This window comes from Mycobacterium sp. NPDC006124, from assembly GCF_040614235.1.
Lineage (GTDB): Bacteria > Actinomycetota > Actinomycetes > Mycobacteriales > Mycobacteriaceae > Mycobacterium.
Window position 1 is genome coordinate 427,090 of record NZ_JBEXUA010000001.1, and the last position, 18,758, is coordinate 445,847.

Here is an 18,758-nt window from a genome sequence, read left to right on the forward strand (position 1 = left end):
GTCGTGAGCGCCCACTACGGGGATTCCACTCGCAGCGTCAAAGCTGCTGCCTCCCAACACGTTCCCGGTCAACCGGTGTCCTCGCCGCCGGTGCCGGTCGCGGCCTACCACCTCTCGTCCGACGAGTCCGAGCCCGGCGACACCTACGGTCGCAGCTCCAATCCCACCTGGCGCCAACTCGAGTCGGCGCTGGCCGAACTCGAGGGCGCCACCTCGGCGCTGTGCTTCGGATCGGGGATGGCGGCCATCACCTCGGTGCTGCGCGTGGTGACCAAGCCGGGCAGCACCCTGGTGGTCCCCGCCGACGGGTACTACCAGGTGCGCCTCTACGCCGCCGAATACCTGGCCCCCCTCGGCGTCGTCGTTCACGAGGTGCCCGCCGCCGACATGTGCGCCGCTGCCGAGACCGCCGACGTCGTGATCGCGGAGACCCCCGTCAACCCGACCCTCGACGTCGTCGACCTGCATGCGTTGGCGATCGTCTGCCGCAGCCGCGGCGCCACCCTCGTGGTCGACAACACCGCGCCGACGCCGCTTGGGCAGCAACCCCTCTCGCTCGGTGCCGATGTGGTGGTGGCCAGCGCCACCAAGGCCCTGTCGGGACACAGCGACCTGCTCGCCGGATACGTCGCCAGCTGTCACGCCGAGGTGATGGCCGCCGTCGCACGCGAACGGCTGCTGGCCGGAGCCATCCTCGGCCCGTTCGAGGCGTGGCTCGCGCTGCGCAGCCTCGGCAGCGCCGGGCTGCGCTTCGAGCGACAATGTCACAACGCCATGGCCATGGCCCTGATGCTGCGCGAACATCCGGCGGTGAAGTCGGTGCGCTATCCCGGGCTGCCCGAGGATCCGGCCCACGCCGTGGCGTGCACGCAGATGCGACGCTTCGGCGGCCTCGTCGCGTTCGAACTGGCCGACGCCGCCGCCGTGCACCGGCTGGTCGAGCGCAGTGCCCTGCTGGTCGCCGCCACCAGTTTCGGTGGCCTGCACAGCTCGCTGGACCGCCGTGCGCGCTGGGGCGACCCCGTGCCCGTGGGCTTCGCGCGGATGTCGCTGGGCATCGAGGACACCGACGATCTGATCGCCGACATCACCGCTGCACTGGCCTAGCGGTAGCCTCTCTAGGTTGTGACCGACAGCTCGAGCCCCCGTGTCCGCGTCGCCGTCGTCTACGGCGGACGAAGCTCCGAGCACGCCATCTCGTGCGTTTCGGCTGGCAGCATCCTGCGCAACCTCGATCCGGAGCGCTTCGACGTCGTCGCCGTCGGCATCACCCCCGAGGGCTCCTGGGTGCTCACCGACGGTGGCCACGAGTCATTGGCCATCACCGACGGCCAGCTGCCCGAGGTCACCAGCGCAGCGGGCACGGCGCTCGCCCTCGCCGCCGATCCGGGACGACGCGGTGAGCTGCTGTCCCTCGGCGACGGCCCGGGTGACGTCCTGGCCTCGGTGGACGTCGTGTTCCCCGTGCTGCACGGACCCTACGGCGAGGACGGCACCATCCAGGGCCTGCTCGAACTGGCCGGGGTGCCCTACGTCGGTGCCGGTGTGCTGGCCAGTGCGGCGGGCATGGACAAGGAGTTCACCAAGAAGCTGCTCGCCGCCGAGGGTCTGCCGATCGGAGACCAGGTGGTCTTGCGCGCCCACGACGACACCGTCGAACTCGAGGACCGCGAGCGGCTCGGGCTGCCCGTCTTCGTCAAGCCCGCCCGCGGCGGCTCGTCGATCGGTGTCAGCCGGGTCACCGCCTGGGACGAGCTCCCCGCGGCCATCGCCCACGCCCGCCGCCACGACCCCAAGGTGATCGTCGAGGCCGCGGTGCCCGGGCGCGAACTGGAGTGTGGCGTCCTGGAATTCCCCGACGGTCACGTCGAGGCCAGCACCGTCGGGGAGATCAGGGTGGCCGGCGTCCGTGGCCGGGAGGACGCGTTCTACGACTTCGCCACCAAGTATCTCGAGGACGCCGCCGAGCTGGACGTGCCCGCGAAGGTCGACGACCAGATCGCCGACGAGATCAGACGATTGGCGATCAAGGCCTTTCGGGCGATCGACTGCCAGGGCCTCGCCCGCGTCGACTTCTTCCTCACCGAGGACGGCCCGGTGATCAACGAGATCAACACCATGCCGGGCTTCACCACGATTTCGATGTACCCGCGGATGTGGGCCGCCAGCGGCGTGGACTATCCGACGCTGCTCGCCGCGATGGTCGACACGGCGGTCGCGCGGGGCACCGGTCTGCGTTAGCGCACCGGTCCCGGATCGGGGGTGACCGCGGGCAGCGCCTTGGCCACCGCCCGCGACAGCAGCTGGATCGGTGTCGCCCCCGAACCCTCGGGCAGCGTCAACGCGACGTACACCGGCCGGTCGACGGCGACCCAGGTGGTACGGCCGTCTCCGGGAATGCGGAACCACAGCACGTCGTCGACGCCCTGCAGCGGTGCGCTGGCTGAGAAGTCGTCGGGCCGGTCGATTCCGCAACGCAGGACCACCAGGTCGCCACCCGGCTCGGCCTGCCACGCGGCGGTGCTCTGCGGCGCGGGGGCCATCGCCTCGGCACGGTGGTAGTCGTCGAGGTCGTCGGGAAGGTCGGCCATCAGCGCCTTGCACCCGTCGCTGTCGGCCTGGGGTGCGGGCGCGGCCGCGATGGCGACGGGCGCCGGCGGGGGAGTCGCCTCACGGGTGGCCGCCACGGCCAGCAGGGCTACGACCGCCACGACTGCGACGCCGACCGCCGCGACCAGGACTCGACGGGGAGGTCCGTCGGAGGCGTCCTCGGGAGCTTCCGGCGGGACGGATGGGGGAACGAACTCGGTCACCCCTGCACTCTAGGAGTGCCGTACTCCGGCGATCGGACAGGTCAGGGTGCGGGTGATCCCCGTCACCCCCTGAACGCTGCGCACCACGACCGACTGCAACTCCGAGTTCGTCTCGGCGGCCACGCGGACCACGACGTCGTAGGGCCCGGTGACGTACTCCGACGACGCCACCCCGGGCAGCGCCGCCAGTCGCTCGGCTACCACCTCGGCGCGACCCACCTCGGTCTGAATCAGCATGAATGCCTCGACCACTCGCGCCGTCCTCCGTTCGGGCTGCATAGACTCCACGCCGCAGGGACCCAAACCTACCGCAGGTCGCGCCGGTGTTCAGGACTCGCAATCGAGGGGTGTGATGGCTGACGACGAGCGCGCCGAGACGCTGGCCGACCTCGGCGAGTTCGCGGTGATCGACCGCCTCGTGCACGGTCGTGCCCACCCGCCGGGAGTGCTCGTCGGCCCGGGCGACGACGCCGCGTTGGTCACCGCACCCGACGGGCGGGTGGTGGTGTCCACGGACATGTTGGTCGAGGGCAGGCACTTTCGGCTCGATTGGTCCACGCCGTACGACGTCGGCCGAAAGGCCATCGCGCAGAACGCCGCCGACGTCGAGGCGATGGGCGCGGCGGCGACGTCGTTCGTCGTCGGGTTCGGCGCACCCGAGGACACTGCCGGCGCCGCCGCTCAGGAACTCTCCGACGGGATGTGGACCGAGGCCGAGACGTTGGGGGCGAGCATCGTGGGTGGCGACCTGGTCGCCGCGCCGCTGTGGGTGGTGTCGGTGACGGTGCTCGGTGGCCTGGCCGGTCGGTCGGCGGTGCTGCTCGACGGAGCCCGACCGGGGGACACGGTCGCCGTCGTCGGCGATCTCGGTCGCTCGGGGGCGGGTTATGCGTTGTGGCGCAACGAAGTTCGTGACTTCCCCGAGCTGCGCCGCGACCACCTCGTGCCGTCGGTGCCGTACGGGCAGGGCCGGGTGGCCGCCGACGCCGGTGCCACCGCGATGACCGACGTCTCCGACGGACTGCTCGCCGATCTGCGCCACGTGGCCGACGCCTCCGCCGTGGGAATGGACCTGTCGCGGGCCGCGCTGGCCGCCGACCACGACGCCGTCGCAGCGGCGGCCGCGGCCACGGGGGAGGACCCCTGGGGACTGGTGCTCGGCGGCGGTGAGGACCACGCGCTCGTCGCGACGTTCCCCGGCGAGATTCCCGCCGGCTGGCGTGCCGTGGGCGTGGTGCTCGACGGTCCGGCGCGGGTGCTGGTCGACGGGGCTCCGTGGATCGGGCCCGGGGGCTGGCGGTCGTTCTGAGCTCACCGGCCGCTAGGTTGACCTCTCGTGACTGCGCGCCCCCTCTCCGAACTCGTCGACCCCGGTTGGGCCACCGCCCTCGCCCCGGTCGAGGACCACGTCGCCCAGATGGGCGAATTCCTCCGCTCCGAGATCGCCGCGGGTCAGCGCTATCTGCCGGCAGGGGAGAACGTGCTGCGCGCCTTCACCTTTCCGCTCGAGAAGGTGCGCGTGCTGATCGTCGGACAGGATCCGTACCCGACTCCCGGGCACGCCGTCGGGCTCAGCTTCTCGGTGGCGCCCGACGTCCGTCCGTTGCCGCGGAGCCTGGACAACGTCTTCAAGGAGTACGTCACCGATCTTGGTCATCCCGCGCCGAGCTGCGGTGACCTCGTGCCGTGGGCCGAGCAGGGCGTGATGATGCTCAACAGGGTGCTGACGGTGCGCGCGGGCAGCCCGGCGTCGCACCGCGGCAAGGGATGGGAGGCCGTCACCGACTGCGCGATCCGAGCCCTGGTGGCCCGGTCGACGCCGATGGTGGCGGTGCTGTGGGGGCGGGACGCGCAGACACTCAAGCCGATGCTGGCAGGTGCGCACTGCGCGACCATCGAGTCGGTGCATCCGTCGCCGCTGTCGGCGTCGCGCGGATTCTTCGGTTCTCGACCGTTCAGCCGGACGAACGAACTACTGACCGAGCTGGGTGGGGAACCGGTCGACTGGCGCCTGCCCTAGGGGCAGGTCGCCGGGTCGAGGGGTGGAGCGGCAATCAGCCGCGCGTGACCTTGCCCGCCTTGATGCACGAGGTGCAGGCGTTGATGCGCTTCTTGTTGCCACCGGGGCGGGAGACGGCGTGCACCGTCTGGATGTTCGGGTCCCACCGGCGGTTCGTCCGACGATGGGAGTGCGACACCGACTTGCCGAAGCCGGGGCCCTTTCCGCAGACATCGCAAACCGCAGCCATGTGAAACTCCTTGATCGGTACTGGGGGCCAACGACCGCAACGCGGGTGACCCAACAACCTGACCAGGATACCGGCCGCCCGTGCGATCGCCAAAACGATGTCCACCGTCGCGACGGCTCGTGGATGAACGCGGCGGCGCCAGGGCGCTGTCGGGCAGAGTGGTTAGGCTGACGCGCACGTAGCCGCGTTGGGTCGAGGAGAGGCGGTTGGGCATGTCCGCACGCCGGCTCGACGCCACCGCATTGAGCGAATGGGCGCACACCGCCGTCGACCATCTGATTGGCCGGACCGACGAGATCAACCGCCTCAACGTGTTTCCCGTCGCCGACGCGGACACCGGAACCAACATGTTGTTCACCATGCGGGCGGCAGGCGCCAGGGCGGAGTCGGTGGACACCACCGACGTCGCCGAGGTGGCCGCGGCCCTCGCCGAGGGCGCACTTCAGGGTGCCCGCGGCAACTCGGGGGTGATCCTCTCGCAGATCCTGCGCGGCCTGGCCGACGTCGCGGGCGGCGCCGCCGAGGAACGCGACGGGGTGCTGGCCGACCTCGACGGGCGGCTGCTCGCGTCGTCGCTGCGGCACGCGGTCGTACTGGCCAACGCCTCGGTTGGCGAGTCCGTTCCCGGCACCATCGTCTCGGTGCTCGCGGCGGCGGCGAGCACCGCCGAAGGTGCCGCCGACGACGGCGCGGACGTCGTGGAGGTCGTCGCCACGGCGGCCGACGCCGCGGTCGTCGCGCTCGAGAAGACCACCGAGCAGCTCGACGTGCTGGCCGAGGCCGGTGTGGTGGACGCCGGCGGCCGAGGGTTGCTCGTCCTGCTCGACGCGCTCACCGCCACGCTCACCGGGCACGCCCCGCAGCGCGCGACCTACGAGCGCACCGGGCTCGACGCGTCTGCGGCCGAGGTCACCGCCGAGGCTCCCCCGCAGTTCGAGGTCATGTACGTCGTCGACCGGTGCGACCACGCCGGGCTCGATGCCCTCCGGCTGCGCCTCGAGCAGCTCGGCGACTCGGTGACGATCGCCGCCTCCGGGACCGACGGGCGCTACTCGGTGCACGTGCACACCGACGATGCGGGCGCCGCGGTCGAAGCCGGGCTGAACGCCGGTACCCCGAGTCGCATCCAGATCACGGCCCTGACCGGCGGCGGGTCCCGTCCCTCCGGCGGGTGGACGCGCGACCGGGCCGTCCTGGCCGTCGTCGACGGTGACGGCGCCGCCGATCTGTTCGAGGGCGAGGGCGCGCACGTCCTGCGTAGGGACGCTGACGCCGCGATCAGTGCCAACCAGCTCCTGCGCGCCCTCGTCGACGCGGGCGCCGCGCAGATCCTCGTGCTGCCCAACGGCTACGTCGCGGCCGAGGAGCTGGTGGCCGGTTGCACCGCCGCGATCGGATGGGGCATCGACGTGGTGCCGGTGCCCGCGGGCTCGATGGTGCAGGGGCTGGCGGCGCTGGCCGTCCACGACGTCACCCGCCAAGCCGTCGACGACGGCTACACGATGGCGCGGGCCGCGGGCGGTGCCCGCCACGGTTCGGTGCGCGTGGCCACCGAGAAGGCGCTGACCTGGGCAGGTTCCTGCCGGCCCGGCGACGGACTCGCCATCTCCGGTGATGAGGTCCTCATCGTCGCGCGCGACGTCACCGCCGCGGGCGCCGGCCTGATCGACCTGTTGCTGGGTGCCGGCGGCGAACTGGTCACCGTCCTCACCGGCGACGGGGTCGACCCCGCGGTGGGCGCCGCTCTGCGCGAGCACGTCCACCGGCACCACCTCGGTGCCGAACTGGTGACCTATCAGACGGGGCACCGGGGTGACGCGCTGCTGATCGGGGTGGAGTAGCGATGACGGTCAAGCTCACCGACCGGCTGGACCGGGTCATCGGCGCCAAGGCCGCCAAGCCGCTGGAGGAGCACCTCGGTCTGCGCACGGTCGACGACCTGCTGCGCCACTACCCGCGCGGTTACAGCCACGGCATCTCCGTGCTCGAGGAGGGCTGGGAGCCGCCCCGGGAGGGTGAGCACGTCACCTTCGTCGACGTGATCGCCAAGGCCGACCTCCGTTGGACCAACCGCCAGCCCAAGCGCGAGTTCCTGGTGATCACCCTGGCCAACAGCAAACCAAAGGTCACGGCCACCTTCTTCAATGCCAGGTTCACCAAGAAGATCCTGACGGAGGGCACCCGGCTGATGCTTTCGGGTGAGGTCGGCTTCTTCAACGGCACCATGCAATTGACGCACCCCGCCTTCCTCGTGCTCGAGGGCGCCGGTCAGGGCCGGGGCACCAAGTCGCTCGCCACGATCGCCGAGACCTCGCGCGCGGCCGACGGGGAGGTGCTGCTCTCGGCCTTCGAACGCGACTTCTTTCCCATCTATCCGGCCACGGCCAAGGTGCAGAGCTGGGACCTCTACGCGTGCGTGCGCCAGGTGCTCGACGTGCTGGACCCCTTCGACGACCCGCTGCCCGAACCCCTTCGCTATCACTGGGATCTGCCGACCGAGGACGAGGCGCTGCGCGACATCCACCTCGCCGAGCGTGAGCAGGAGCGCGAACGCGCCCGACTGCGGCTGGCCTTCGACGAGGCCGTCGGCCTGCAGTGGGCGCTGGTGGAACGGCGCCATGGCGAGCTGAGATCGACGGGTCCGTCGGCGCCACCGCGGACGGGGGGGCTGGCGGCTGCACTGGCAGAGCAATTGCCGTTCGACCTCACCGAGGGCCAACGCGAGGTGCTCGACGTGCTGAGGGTCGAACTCGCCGACGACAAGCCGATGCACCGCATGCTGCAGGGCGAGGTGGGATCGGGCAAGACGATCGTCTCCGTGCTGGCGATGGCGCAGATGGTCGACGCCGGCTATCAGTGCGCATTGCTGGCGCCCACCGAAGTGCTTGCCGTCCAACACTTCCGGTCCATTCGCGACGTCCTCGGACCATTGGCCTCGGCCGGTGAGCTCGGCGGTCAAGACGGTGCGACCCGGGTGGCGCTGCTGACCGGGTCGATGACCGCACCGGTCAAGCGGCAGGTGCGCGACGAGGTCGCCAGCGGCGAGGCGGGCATCGTGATCGGCACCCACGCGCTGCTGCAGGACACCGTCGAATTCCGCAACCTGGGCATGGTCGTCGTCGACGAGCAGCACCGGTTCGGCGTAGAGCAGCGAGACCGCCTGCGCGCCAAGGCCGTCGACGGCATCACGCCGCACCTGCTGGTGATGACGGCGACGCCCATTCCGCGAACCGTCGCGCTGACCGTCTACGGCGATCTGGAGACCTCGGTGCTGCGTGAGCTGCCACGGGGCAGGCAGCCGATCGTCACCAACACCATCTTCGTCGGGCAGAAGCCGGCGTGGCTGCAACGAGCCTGGCAGCGCATCGTCGAGGAGGTCGACGCGGGCCGCCAAGCCTACGTCGTCGCCTCCCGCATCGACGAGAACGACGGCACGGCAAAGGGATCCGGCAAGAAGGCGACGGTCACCCAGGACGGTCCGCCGACCACGTCGGTGGTCGAGCTGTACGAGAAGTTGAACGCCGGGCCGCTGCGGGGTCTGCGCCTCGGGCTGATGCACGGCAGGCTGCCCGCCGAGGAGAAGGACGCCGTGATGACGGCGTTTCGTGCCGGCGAGGTCGACGTGCTGGTGTGCACGACGGTGATCGAGGTCGGCGTCGACGTGCCCAACGCCACGGTCATGGTCGTCATGGACGCCGACCGGTTCGGCATCAGCCAGCTGCATCAGCTGCGGGGCCGCATCGGGCGCGGCGCGCACCCCAGTCTGTGCCTGCTGGCGACCAACCTCCCCGAGGAATCCAAGGCGGGGGCACGGTTGAAGGCCGTCGCCTCCACCCAGGACGGCTTCGTCCTCGCCGACCTGGACCTGCAGGAGCGGCGCGAAGGCGACGTGCTGGGGTTGAGCCAATCGGGCCGGCCCATCACCCTGAAGATGCTGTCGCTGGCCGAACATCGCGAGGTGATCGAGGCGGCCCGCGCGTTCGTCGAGGAGATCTACGACGTCGACCCCACGCTCGCGGACAACCCCGGGATCGCCACGCTGGCAGCGCCGTTCGTCGAGACCGAGCGCGTCGACTACCTGGACAAGGCGTGAGGTCGCCCGGCTGGTTGATCGCGGCGGTGGCCGTGGCGATCGTGGTCGCGGTTCAGGTCACCACCGCCGCCGACCGCGAGGCCCGTTACGTCGCCGACGCCGACGTCCCCGTCGTGGCAGCCGGAGTCGACGTCCTCGCCGGGATTGCGTCGACGCCGACGCGCGTGCACGGAAACGACTACCGACGAGCGGCATTCGGTGAGGCGTGGACCGATGACACCTCCGCACCCGGCGGGCACAACGGCTGCGACACCCGCAACGACATCCTCGACCGCGACCTCGTCGACAAGACCTTCACGGCGATCTCACGGTGCCCGACCGCGGTCGCCACCGGCACGCTGTACGACCCGTACACCAACGAGACCATCCCGTTCACCCGGGGAAATCAGGTGGGGGCGGCGGTGCAGATCGACCACATCGTGCCGCTGGCGCTGGCCTGGGATCTCGGCGCCCGGAACTGGACCGACGACATGCGCCGCCGATTCGCCAACGATCCCGCGAATCTGCTTGCGGTGCAGGGCAAGGCGAACCAGGACAAGGGGGACTCCGAGCCGGCCGACTGGATGCCTCCGAACCATGCGTTCTGGTGCCAGTACGCGGTGCAGTTCGCCGCCGTGCTCCGCGGGTATGCCCTGCCGGTCGACGACCGCTCGGCGGTGGTGTTGCGCGAGGCCGCGAGCACCTGCCCGCTGGGGTAGGCCGGAAGGCCTAGGACCCGTCGTAGGTGGCCGGGTCCGGGCGGAAGCGGGTGCCCTCGTCGAGGCCGTCGAGCGCCTCCATGTGCTCGGCCAAGAGTTCGAACTCGAAGACGTCGGCGTTCTCGACGATGCGCCCCGGGGTCGCCGACCGCGGAATCACCACGTTGCCGAGCTGCAGGCTCCACCGGATCAGTATCTGGGCCGGGGACTTGCCGTACTCCGCGGCGATCGACGTCACGGTCGCGTTGGTGAGCAGTCGGCCGACGCCCAGTGGGCCGTAGGCCTCGGTGACGATGTCGTGCTCGGCGTTGGCCGCCCTCAGCGAGGCCTGGTTGAGCAGGGGGTGCAGCTCGATCTGGTTGATGGCGGGCGCGACGTAGGACAGGTCGACGAGGTTGGACAGGTCCTCGGCCGAGAAGTTGCACACGCCGATCGACTTGGCGAGCCCGTCCTCGCGCAGCTTGAGCATGCCGCCCCAGCTGTGCAGGTAGACGCCGGGGTCGGTGCCCGGCCAGTGGATCAGATAGGCGTCGACGTAGTCGGTGCCGAGCCGGTCGATGCTGGCCCGGCACGCGTCCTGCGCCGCCCGGAAGCCCTGGTCGGCATGCGCCAGCTTCGTCGTGACGAAGATCTCCGCGCGAGGGATGCCCGACGCGGCGATGGCGCGTCCGACGGCCGCCTCGTTGCCGTAGGCCGCCGCGGTGTCGATCAGCCGCACACCGATCTCCAGCGCGGTCGACACGGCGCGTTCGGTTTCGTCGTCGGACAGCTCGCCGACCCCGATCCCGAGCGACGGAATGCTGTTCTCGTCGTTGAGTGCCACCGCTGGAATTGCCGCCGAGGTCATGTCACCTACCCTGTGAAGTTGAAGGTCCGTGGATCGGGACCCAGTCGAGTCCCGTCGTCGAGCGTTTCGATGGACGCCATGTCCGATTCGCTCAGTGCGAAGTCGAACACGTCGAAGTTGCTCGCAATCCTGTCGGGGTTCACCGATTTCGGGATGACGATATTACCGAGCTGGACGTGCCACCTAATCAGCACCTGCGCTGGCGTTTTGCCGTGGGCCTGGGCAATGGTGACCAATGTCGCGTTCTCCAGCAGCGATCCTTGCCCCAGCGGGCTCCACGCCTCGGTGGCGATGCCCATCCTGGCGTGCACCTCGCGCAACTCTCGTTGGGGGAGAAGGGGATGCAGCTCGATCTGGTTGACCGCCGGCACGATTCCGGTCGCGTCGACCAGGGTCGTCAGATGCTCCGGTTCGAAGTTGCTGACGCCGATCGAGCGAATTCGGCCCTGATCGCGAAGGTGGGCGAACGCCTTGAACGTGTCGACGAATCGGTTCACCTCCGGCAACGGCCAGTGCACGAGGTAGAGGTCGAGGTAGTCGAGCCCCAGTTTCGACATGCTCTGGTCGAACGCACGCAGCGTCGAGTCGTAGCCCTGGTCGGCGTTCCACAGCTTGGTGACCACGTAGACGTCGTCCCTGGCCAGACCCGTCTCGGCCGCACCGGCGAGCGCCAGGCCCACCTCCGCCTCGTTTCCGTACGCCGCCGCGGTGTCGACGTGCCGATAACCTGCGTCCAGCGCGGCGCGAACGGCGCGCTCGGTCTCACCGGCCGGGGTCTGCCACACTCCGAGGCCGACGGCGGGAATCGAGTTCCCGTCGTTGAGCGCCACCGAGGAACCCGACGTGTTCGAAGGAGATGCCATGACGGCGAGTCTGCCAGTCCGACCCGTGCCGCACGCGGAGGCCGCGCTCCCGGGCCCCGCTCGGCTCGCAGTCCTCAACGCCACCAGTCGGGTGATGCTGCGAGTTCTGCCGCACGTGCCCGACGCCGTCAAGCGGCTGCTGTTGCGGCGCCGCACGGTGACCGTCGACGGCAACACCCTCGACACGACGTTGCAGTTCATGTTGGCCGCCCAACGCTCGGCCGGCGTCAACGGGCTGGTGGCCAGTAGTGACGTCGCCGTCGCCCGCTCTCAGCTGCGCACGCTGTCGGCGATGATCGACGCTGGCATATCCGTCGGCGTGCGCGACTCCACGATCCCGGGGCCGACGGGCCCGCTGCCGGTCCGGCACTACACACCGGCCGACGTCTCGGTGTCGGGTGGCACCTCGCGCGAGCGCTCGTCAGCGGGCCCGGCTCCGCTGCTGGTGTTCTTCCACGGCGGCGGATTCGTCGTCGGCGACCTCGAGACCCACGACGCGCTTTGCCGACTGCTGTGCCGCGACGCCGGGATCCACGTCATGGCCGTCGACTACCGGCTGGCACCGGAACACCCCGCACCCGCCGCGGTCGACGACTGCTACGCGGCCTACCGCTGGGCGCTGGCGCACGCCGCCGAACTTGGGGCCGACCCCACGCGGGTGGCCGTCGGCGGCGACAGCGCCGGAGGCAACCTGGCCGCGGTGGTGTCGCAGCTGGCGCGCAACGACGACATCACCGTTCCAGCGTTGCAAGTGCTGCTGTACCCCGCCACCGACTTCTCCAGCGACACCAGGTCCAAGACGCTCTTCGCGGAGAACTTCTTCCTGACCAAGAAGGACATGGACTGGTTCCGAGACAACTACCTGACCGGATCTGCGCTCGACGTCGGCGATCCGCGGGTCTCCCCGCTGCTGGCCGACGACCTCTCCGGTCTGCCTCCGGCGATGGTGCTCACCGGCGGCTTCGATCCGCTCCGCGACGAGGGCAACCAGTACGCCGAGGCACTGGCCGCCGCGGGCGTCCCCGTCGACCATCGGCAGTTCGGTCCGGTGGTGCACGCCTTCGCGAACTTCTTCCCGCTGGGTGGCGCCAGCGCGACCGCTACCGCCGAGGTGGTCTCCGCCGTTCGGGCGCACCTGAGCCGGGCCTAAGTAAACCGCCGCAGGCCGCCGGTACCCTAGTGCCGTGGCCACGAAACCCAAGAAGACCGCCAGCTACGACCTGAAGGCTGCCGACCGCAAGCGCAACGTGATGATCCAAGTCGGACTCACCGCGGTGGTGGTCATCTTCGCCGTGGCGCTGGTCGCCTACATCGTCAGTTCTGGCAGCACGAAACCGGCAGGTGGCGAGTCGAAGGCGATCCGCGTCGCGACCAGCAGCGTGGTCACCAAGCCGGGTACCACCGAGCCCAAGGCCGTGGTGTCGCTCTACGAGGACTTCCTGTGCCCGGTGTGCGGAAACTTCGAGCAGACCTTCGGCCCGACGATCAGCACGCTGATCGACAGCGGCGCGATCGCCACCGACTTCTACATGGTCGCCATCCTGGACCGCCCGGCGAACCAGAACTACTCTTCGCGGGCCGGCGCCGCCGCCTACTGCGTGGCCGACGAGGACACCAGTCCGGACAAGCAGGCGTTCCGCCGCTTCCACGCGGCGATGTACGCCCAGCAGCCCAGCGAGACGGGCACGTCGTTCCCGACCAACCAGCAGCTGATCGAGACCGCCCGGCAGGCCGGGGTGGCCGGCAAGGTGCCGGACTGCATCAACAACGGCCGTTACCTCGACATGGTGAAGGGCCTTGCGGCCGCCAACAAGATCACCGGCACGCCGACCGTGCGCATCAACGGCGAGGACTACCAGTTCTCCACCCCCAACGCACTCGTGGCCAAGATCAAGGAGATCGTCGGCGACATCCCCGGTGCCAGTGCCGCGCCCCCCGCACCGGCGCCGACCCCGACGGCCACCGCGCCGGTCCAGACCCCGGCCGCGGCGCCCCCGGCCAGCCCGATCCCCACCACCACGAGATGACCTCGACCACCACCGAGCCGACCCCGTCGGCTGCGCCCGCCGAGAGCCGGTCCGCCCGGCCCGTCGGCATGCCGAGCGCGGTCTGGGTGCTGATCGCCGGTGCAGTCGGGCTGACCGCGGCCATCACGCTGACCGTCGAGAAGGTCAAGCTGCTGGAGAACCCGGCCTACGTGCCGTCGTGCAGCATCAACCCGGTGTTGTCGTGCGGTTCGGTGATGGTGACTCCGCAGGCCGCGGAGTTCGGCTTCCCCAACTCGCTGCTCGGCGTCGTCGCCTTCTCGGTCGTGGTCGTCGCCGGCGTGCTGGCCGTGGCGAAGGTGGCCTTGCCGCAATGGTTTTGGGCCGGTCTGGCGGTCGGGACGCTCATCGGTGTGGTCTTCGTGCACTGGCTGATCTATCAGAGCCTCTACGTGATCGGCGCACTGTGCCCGTACTGCATGGTGGTGTGGACGGTGACGATCCCGCTGCTGGTCGTCGTCTCGTCGATCGCGCTGCGCCCGTTGGCGGGCAACGGTTTAGCCCGCATCGTCCACCAGTGGCGGTGGTCGCTGGTGGCGCTGTGGTTCACCGGACTGATCCTGCTGATCCTGGTCCGCTTCTGGAATTACTGGTCGACGCTGATCTAGGCCGGTCCGGGCGAGGACCGCGTTAGGGTAGCCCGCGTGATCTCCAAACTCCTGGTCGCCAACCGCGGTGAGATAGCCATCCGGGCGTTCCGAGCCGCCTACGAGATGAACATCGCCACCGTCGCGGTGTACGCCTACGAGGATCGCAACTCGCCGCACCGGTTGAAGGCCGACGAGTCGTATCAGATCGGCGAGCCGGGGCACCCCGTCCGGTCCTACCTCTCCATCGACGAGATCATCCGCATCGCCCGGCACTCCGGTGCCGACGCGGTGTATCCGGGTTACGGCTTCCTGTCGGAGAACCCCGAACTCGCCGCCGCGTGCGCCGAGGCGGGCATCACCTTCGTGGGACCCGGCGCCCACGTCCTGGAGTTGACGGGCAACAAGGCCCGCGCGATCGCCGCGGCCCGCAACGCCGGACTGCCGGTGCTGGCGTCCTCGGATCCGTCGGCCTCGGTGGAGGATCTGGTCGCCGCAGCGGCCGACATGGAGTTCCCACTGTTCGTGAAGGCGGTGTCGGGCGGCGGTGGTCGCGGGATGCGGCGGGTCACCGACGCCGATGCGCTGGCCGAGTCCATCGAGGCCGCCAGCCGCGAGGCGGAGTCCGCGTTCGGCGATCCGTTGGTCTACCTCGAGCAGGCGGTGCTCAACCCGCGTCACATCGAGGTGCAGATCCTGGCCGACGCCAAGGGCAACGTCATGCACCTCTACGAGCGTGACTGCAGCGTGCAGCGTCGCCACCAGAAGGTCATCGAGCTCGCACCGGCCCCCAATCTGTCCGAGGAGGTGCGAGCCAAGATCTGCGGGGACGCGGTCGCCTTCGCTCGCCAGATCGGCTATTCGTGCGCCGGGACGGTGGAGTTCCTGCTCGACGAGCGCGGCAAGCACGTCTTCATCGAGATGAACCCCCGGATCCAGGTCGAGCACACCGTCACCGAGGAGATCACCGACGTCGACCTCGTCGCCAGCCAGCTGCGCATCGCGGCGGGGGAGACGCTGGCCGATCTGAACCTGAGCCAGGAGACACTGCCCCCGCCCCGGGGTTTCGCCATGCAGTGCCGCATCACCACCGAGGATCCCGCCAAGGGTTTCCGCCCCGACACCGGGCGCATCACCGGATACCGGTCTCCGGGTGGGGCGGGCATCCGGCTCGACGGCGGCACCACCCTCGGTGCGGAGATCGGCGCGCACTTCGACTCGATGTTGGTCAAGCTGACGTGTCGGGGCAGGGACTTCTCCACCGCGGTCGCGCGGGCTCGGCGGGCGCTCGCGGAGTTCCGCATCCGCGGGGTGTCGACCAACATTCCCTTTCTGCTGTCGGTGGTCGACGACCCCGACTTCCGCGCCGGCCGCGTCACGACGTCGTTCATCGACGAACGACCCCAACTGCTGACCGGGCACGCCTCGGCCGACCGCGGCACGAAGATCATCAACTACCTCGCCGAGGTGACGGTCAACTCGCCCTATGGCGATCGCGATCGGGTCTACCCGCAGGACAAGCTGCCCGACATCGAGGTCAGGGACACCGAGTCGACGCCGCCGCCCGGTAGCCGGCAGCGGTTGGTCGAGCTGGGGCCGGAGGGGTTCGCCGCCTGGCTGCGTGACTCTCCCGCGGTGGGGGTCACCGACACCACCTTCCGCGACGCCCATCAGTCGCTGCTCGCAACGCGGGTGCGGACCTCTGGTCTGCTGGCGGTGGCGCCCTACATCGCGCGGATGACCCCGGAACTGCTGTCGCTGGAGTGCTGGGGTGGGGCGACCTACGACGTCGCCCTGCGGTTCCTCAAGGAGGATCCGTGGGAGCGGCTCGCGGCGTTGCGTGAGGTGGTGCCCAACATCTGCCTGCAGATGCTGCTGCGGGGGCGAAACACCGTGGGTTACACCCCGTACCCAGAGGTCGTGACGGCGGCATTCGTCCAGGAGGCCACGGCCACCGGCATCGACATCTATCGAATCTTCGACGCGCTCAACGACGTCGACTCGATGCGCCCGGCCATCGACGCCGTCCGGGAGACCGGCACGGCGGTCGCCGAGGTGGCGATGAGCTACACCGGCGATCTCTCCGATCCCGGCGAGACGCTCTACACCCTGGACTACTACCTGCGGCTCGCCGAGCAGATCGTGCAGGCAGGTGCCCACGTGCTGGCGATCAAGGACATGGCCGGCCTGCTGCGGGCGCCCGCGGCCACCACGTTGGTCTCGGCGCTGCGCAGTCGCTTCGATCTGCCGGTGCACGTGCACACGCACGACACCCCGGGCGGGCAGTTGGCGACCTATACCGCGGCGTGGCAGGCCGGGGCCAGTGCGGTCGACGGTGCGGCGGCACCCATGGCGGGCACCACCAGTCAGCCGTCACTGTCCTCGATCGTCGCCGCGGCGATGCACACCCCGTACGACACCGGATTGTCGCTGCGCAACGTCTGCGAGCTCGAGCCGTACTGGGAGGCGCTGCGAAAGGTGTACGCGCCCTTCGATGTTGCGGCATCCGGTCCTCCCGCGCCGACGGGCCGGGTGTACAGCCACGAGATCCCGGGTGGGCAGCTGTCCAACCTGCGCCAGCAGGCCACCGCGCTGGGTCTGGGCAACCGGTTCGAGGACGTCGAGAACGCCTATGCCGGTGCCGACCGGGTGCTGGGCCATCTGGTCAAGGTCACGCCGTCGAGCAAGGTGGTCGGCGATCTCGCGCTCGCGCTCGTCGGCGCGGGCGTCACGGCCGACGAATTCGCCGAGGACCCCGCGCGGTTCGACATTCCCGACTCGGTCATCGGGTTCCTGCGAGGCGACCTTGGGAATCCACCCGGAGGATGGCCGGAGCCGCTGCGCACCAAGGCGTTGCAGGGACGCGCCCCGGCCAAGCCGATCGAGCCGCTCGACCCCGCCGACGAAGTCCGGTTGGCCCAGCCGGGCGTCGGTCGGCAGCAGACGCTGAACCGGCTGCTCTTTCCCGGCCCGACAAGGGATTTCGAGGCGCACCGCGAGGTCTACGGCGACACGTCGCGGTTGTCGGCCAACCAGTTCTTCTACGGTCTGCGCTACGGCGACGAGCACCGCGTCCAGATCGAACGCGGCGTCGACCTCATCATCGGCCTGGAGGCCATCTCCGAGCCCGACGAGCGGGGGATGCGCACGGTGATGTGCATCCTCAACGGCCAGCTTCGGCCGGTGGTGGTGCGCGACGAGAGCATCGCCGACACCGTCCCCGCCGCCGAGAAGGCCGACCGGACCAACGCCGACCACGTGGCCGCCCCGTTCGCCGGCGTGGTCACCGTGACCGTCGAGGCCGGGGCCACGGTCGACGCGGGGGAGACCATCGCCACCATCGAGGCCATGAAGATGGAGGCGGCGATCACCGCTCCGAAGGCGGGCACCGTCGAACGCGTGGCGGTCTCGGCCACGGCGCAGGTGGAGGGCGGGGACCTGCTGGCGGTGATCCGCTGACCCGGATCATCGGCGGCCAGTTCGGCGGCCGCCGGCTCGTGGTGCCGCAGGGTCGGGCCGGGCGCGGGACCCGGCCCACCACCGACCGGGTCCGGGAGTCGCTGTTCAACGTGCTGGCCGCCCGGCTGGACTTCGCGGGAAGCGCGGTGTTGGACCTGTATGCCGGCTCGGGTGCGCTTGGTCTGGAAGCACTTTCGCGTGGCGCAGACACCGCGGTCTTCGTCGAGGCCGACCGGCGCGCGGCGGCGGTCATCGAGCAGAACGCGGCCGCACTCGGGGCAACGGGTGCCACCGTGCGGTGCGGCACCGTCGCCGCCGTGCTGGCCGTCGGCACCGACCGGCCCGCGGATCTGGTGTTCGCCGACCCGCCCTACGAGGTGTCCTCGGCCGACGTGACCGCGGTGCTGACGGTGCTGGTCGACGGCGGCTGGGTGGCGCACGGCACCGTCGCTGTCCTCGAGCGCCCGGCATCGGCGCCCGCGGTGACGTGGCCCGCCGGGTGGGCTGCGGACCGGGAGCGCCGCTACGGAGACACCCGCCTGGAGTTCGGCGAGATCGCGTAGCGTCGTCGGACATGAGTGGCGCCGTATGCCCGGGCTCGTTCGATCCCGTCACCCTCGGTCACGTCGACGTGTTCGAACGGGCAGCCGCCCAGTTCGACGAGATCGTCGTCGCCGTGCTGGTGAACCCCAGCAAGAAGGGCATGTTCACCGCCGAGGAGCGGATGGAGCTGATCCGGGAGTCGACGGCACATCTGCCGAACGTGCGCGTGGAGAGCGGAACCGGGTTGGTGGTGGACTTCGCGACTTCCCGTGGTCTGTCGGCGATCGTCAAGGGTCTGCGCTCGGGCACCGACTTCGAATACGAGTTGCAGATGGCGCAGATGAACAAGCACGTCGCGGGCGTCGACACCTTCTTCGTCGCCACCAATCCGCAGTATTCGTTCGTCTCGTCGTCGTTGGCCAAGGAGGTCGCGCTGCTCGGCGGGGACGTGTCGGCGTTGCTGCCGGAGCCGGTCAATGCGCGATTGCGGTCCAAGCTCGCCGCGCGCTGATCCCAACCGCCCCTTCCTCTGCGCCGCGTGTGCGGACAGATCGCGAACTT

18 protein-coding genes are annotated in these 18,758 nt (G+C 70.1%); 13 read left to right on the forward strand and 5 right to left on the reverse strand.

Features of this window, described 5'->3' with window-relative positions; translation table 11 throughout:
• Window positions 1-3: 3 nt before the first annotated feature.
• Entirely contained in the window at window positions 4-1,107 is a 1,104-nt protein-coding gene (locus ABZ195_RS02030; RefSeq protein WP_355214381.1) for a cystathionine gamma-lyase, read from the forward strand.
• Between the two features lie 18 nt (window positions 1,108-1,125).
• Window positions 1,126-2,241 (forward strand): D-alanine--D-alanine ligase family protein, encoded by a 1,116-nt coding sequence (locus tag ABZ195_RS02035; RefSeq protein ID WP_355214382.1) that lies wholly within the window; start codon window positions 1,126-1,128, stop codon window positions 2,239-2,241.
• Here ABZ195_RS02035 and ABZ195_RS02040 read toward each other — a convergent pair.
• Together ABZ195_RS02040 and ABZ195_RS02045 are read right to left on the reverse strand one after the other, a co-directional pair.
• Window positions 2,238-2,813 carry a DUF3515 domain-containing protein gene (locus ABZ195_RS02040; RefSeq protein WP_355214384.1) on the reverse strand — a complete coding sequence of 192 codons (576 nt, stop codon included), beginning with the start codon at window positions 2,811-2,813 and terminating at the stop codon, window positions 2,238-2,240. The genes ABZ195_RS02035 and ABZ195_RS02040 overlap by 4 nt on opposite strands.
• Window positions 2,814-2,822: 9 nt before the next feature.
• Window positions 2,823-3,065, reverse strand: a complete 243-nt coding sequence (locus tag ABZ195_RS02045; protein ID WP_355214385.1) for an Lrp/AsnC ligand binding domain-containing protein — start codon at window positions 3,063-3,065, stop codon at window positions 2,823-2,825.
• A gap of 100 nt (window positions 3,066-3,165) precedes the next feature.
• Between ABZ195_RS02045 and ABZ195_RS02050 the strand changes: the two genes are divergently transcribed.
• Both ABZ195_RS02050 and ABZ195_RS02055 read left to right on the forward strand, forming a co-directional pair.
• Window positions 3,166-4,122, forward strand: coding sequence for a thiamine-phosphate kinase (locus ABZ195_RS02050; RefSeq protein ID WP_355214387.1), 957 nt, complete (start codon window positions 3,166-3,168; stop codon window positions 4,120-4,122).
• A 27-nt stretch (window positions 4,123-4,149) separates the two neighbouring features.
• Complete coding sequence (locus ABZ195_RS02055) at window positions 4,150-4,833, forward strand: uracil-DNA glycosylase (RefSeq protein ID WP_355214389.1); 684 nt, start codon at window positions 4,150-4,152, stop codon at window positions 4,831-4,833.
• A 34-nt stretch (window positions 4,834-4,867) separates the two neighbouring features.
• On the opposite strand, the gene rpmB is transcribed toward ABZ195_RS02055, so the two are convergent.
• Window positions 4,868-5,062, reverse strand: a complete 195-nt coding sequence (gene rpmB / locus ABZ195_RS02060; protein WP_264000057.1) for a 50S ribosomal protein L28 — start codon at window positions 5,060-5,062, stop codon at window positions 4,868-4,870.
• Window positions 5,063-5,274: 212 nt separating this feature from the next.
• On the opposite strand from rpmB, the gene ABZ195_RS02065 reads away from it, so the two are divergent.
• Genes ABZ195_RS02065 through ABZ195_RS02075 form a run of 3 tightly spaced genes read left to right on the forward strand, consistent with a single transcriptional unit; the run spans window position 5,275 to window position 9,853 of the window.
• On the forward strand, window positions 5,275-6,903 hold the full coding sequence (locus ABZ195_RS02065) for a DAK2 domain-containing protein (protein ID WP_355214391.1): 1,629 nt from the start codon (window positions 5,275-5,277) through the stop codon (window positions 6,901-6,903).
• Between the two features lie 2 nt (window positions 6,904-6,905).
• Window positions 6,906-9,155, forward strand: coding sequence for an ATP-dependent DNA helicase RecG (recG, locus tag ABZ195_RS02070; protein WP_355214393.1), 2,250 nt, complete (start codon window positions 6,906-6,908; stop codon window positions 9,153-9,155).
• Window positions 9,152-9,853, forward strand: coding sequence for an HNH endonuclease family protein (locus tag ABZ195_RS02075; protein ID WP_355214395.1), 702 nt, complete (start codon window positions 9,152-9,154; stop codon window positions 9,851-9,853). The genes recG and ABZ195_RS02075 overlap by 4 nt, the downstream gene beginning before the upstream one ends.
• A gap of 10 nt (window positions 9,854-9,863) precedes the next feature.
• Here the strand turns inward: ABZ195_RS02075 and ABZ195_RS02080 are convergent, their stop codons facing one another.
• Both ABZ195_RS02080 and ABZ195_RS02085 read right to left on the reverse strand, forming a co-directional pair.
• A complete protein-coding gene (locus tag ABZ195_RS02080; RefSeq protein WP_355214397.1) occupies window positions 9,864-10,700 on the reverse strand; it encodes an aldo/keto reductase in 837 nt (278 codons plus the stop codon).
• A gap of 5 nt (window positions 10,701-10,705) precedes the next feature.
• Window positions 10,706-11,563: an aldo/keto reductase gene (locus ABZ195_RS02085; protein WP_355214399.1), complete on the reverse strand. Its 858-nt coding sequence runs from the start codon at window positions 11,561-11,563 to the stop codon at window positions 10,706-10,708.
• A gap of 94 nt (window positions 11,564-11,657) precedes the next feature.
• Between ABZ195_RS02085 and ABZ195_RS02090 the strand changes: the two genes are divergently transcribed.
• Genes ABZ195_RS02090 through coaD form a run of 6 tightly spaced genes read left to right on the forward strand, consistent with a single transcriptional unit; the run spans window position 11,658 to window position 18,708 of the window.
• Complete coding sequence (locus ABZ195_RS02090; RefSeq protein WP_355214915.1) at window positions 11,658-12,713, forward strand: alpha/beta hydrolase; 1,056 nt, start codon at window positions 11,658-11,660, stop codon at window positions 12,711-12,713.
• A gap of 34 nt (window positions 12,714-12,747) precedes the next feature.
• Window positions 12,748-13,590 (forward strand): thioredoxin domain-containing protein, encoded by an 843-nt coding sequence (locus ABZ195_RS02095; RefSeq protein ID WP_355214401.1) that lies wholly within the window; start codon window positions 12,748-12,750, stop codon window positions 13,588-13,590.
• Window positions 13,587-14,216, forward strand: coding sequence for a vitamin K epoxide reductase family protein (locus ABZ195_RS02100; RefSeq protein ID WP_355214402.1), 630 nt, complete (start codon window positions 13,587-13,589; stop codon window positions 14,214-14,216). The genes ABZ195_RS02095 and ABZ195_RS02100 overlap by 4 nt, the downstream gene beginning before the upstream one ends.
• Window positions 14,217-14,252: 36 nt before the next feature.
• Window positions 14,253-17,654, forward strand: a complete 3,402-nt coding sequence (locus tag ABZ195_RS02105; protein WP_355214404.1) for a pyruvate carboxylase — start codon at window positions 14,253-14,255, stop codon at window positions 17,652-17,654.
• Window positions 17,651-18,217 (forward strand): 16S rRNA (guanine(966)-N(2))-methyltransferase RsmD, encoded by a 567-nt coding sequence (gene rsmD / locus ABZ195_RS02110; protein WP_355214917.1) that lies wholly within the window; start codon window positions 17,651-17,653, stop codon window positions 18,215-18,217. The genes ABZ195_RS02105 and rsmD overlap by 4 nt, the downstream gene beginning before the upstream one ends.
• 11 nt (window positions 18,218-18,228) lie before the next feature.
• A complete protein-coding gene (gene coaD, locus ABZ195_RS02115; RefSeq protein WP_355214406.1) occupies window positions 18,229-18,708 on the forward strand; it encodes a pantetheine-phosphate adenylyltransferase in 480 nt (159 codons plus the stop codon).
• Window positions 18,709-18,758: the final 50 nt, after the last annotated feature.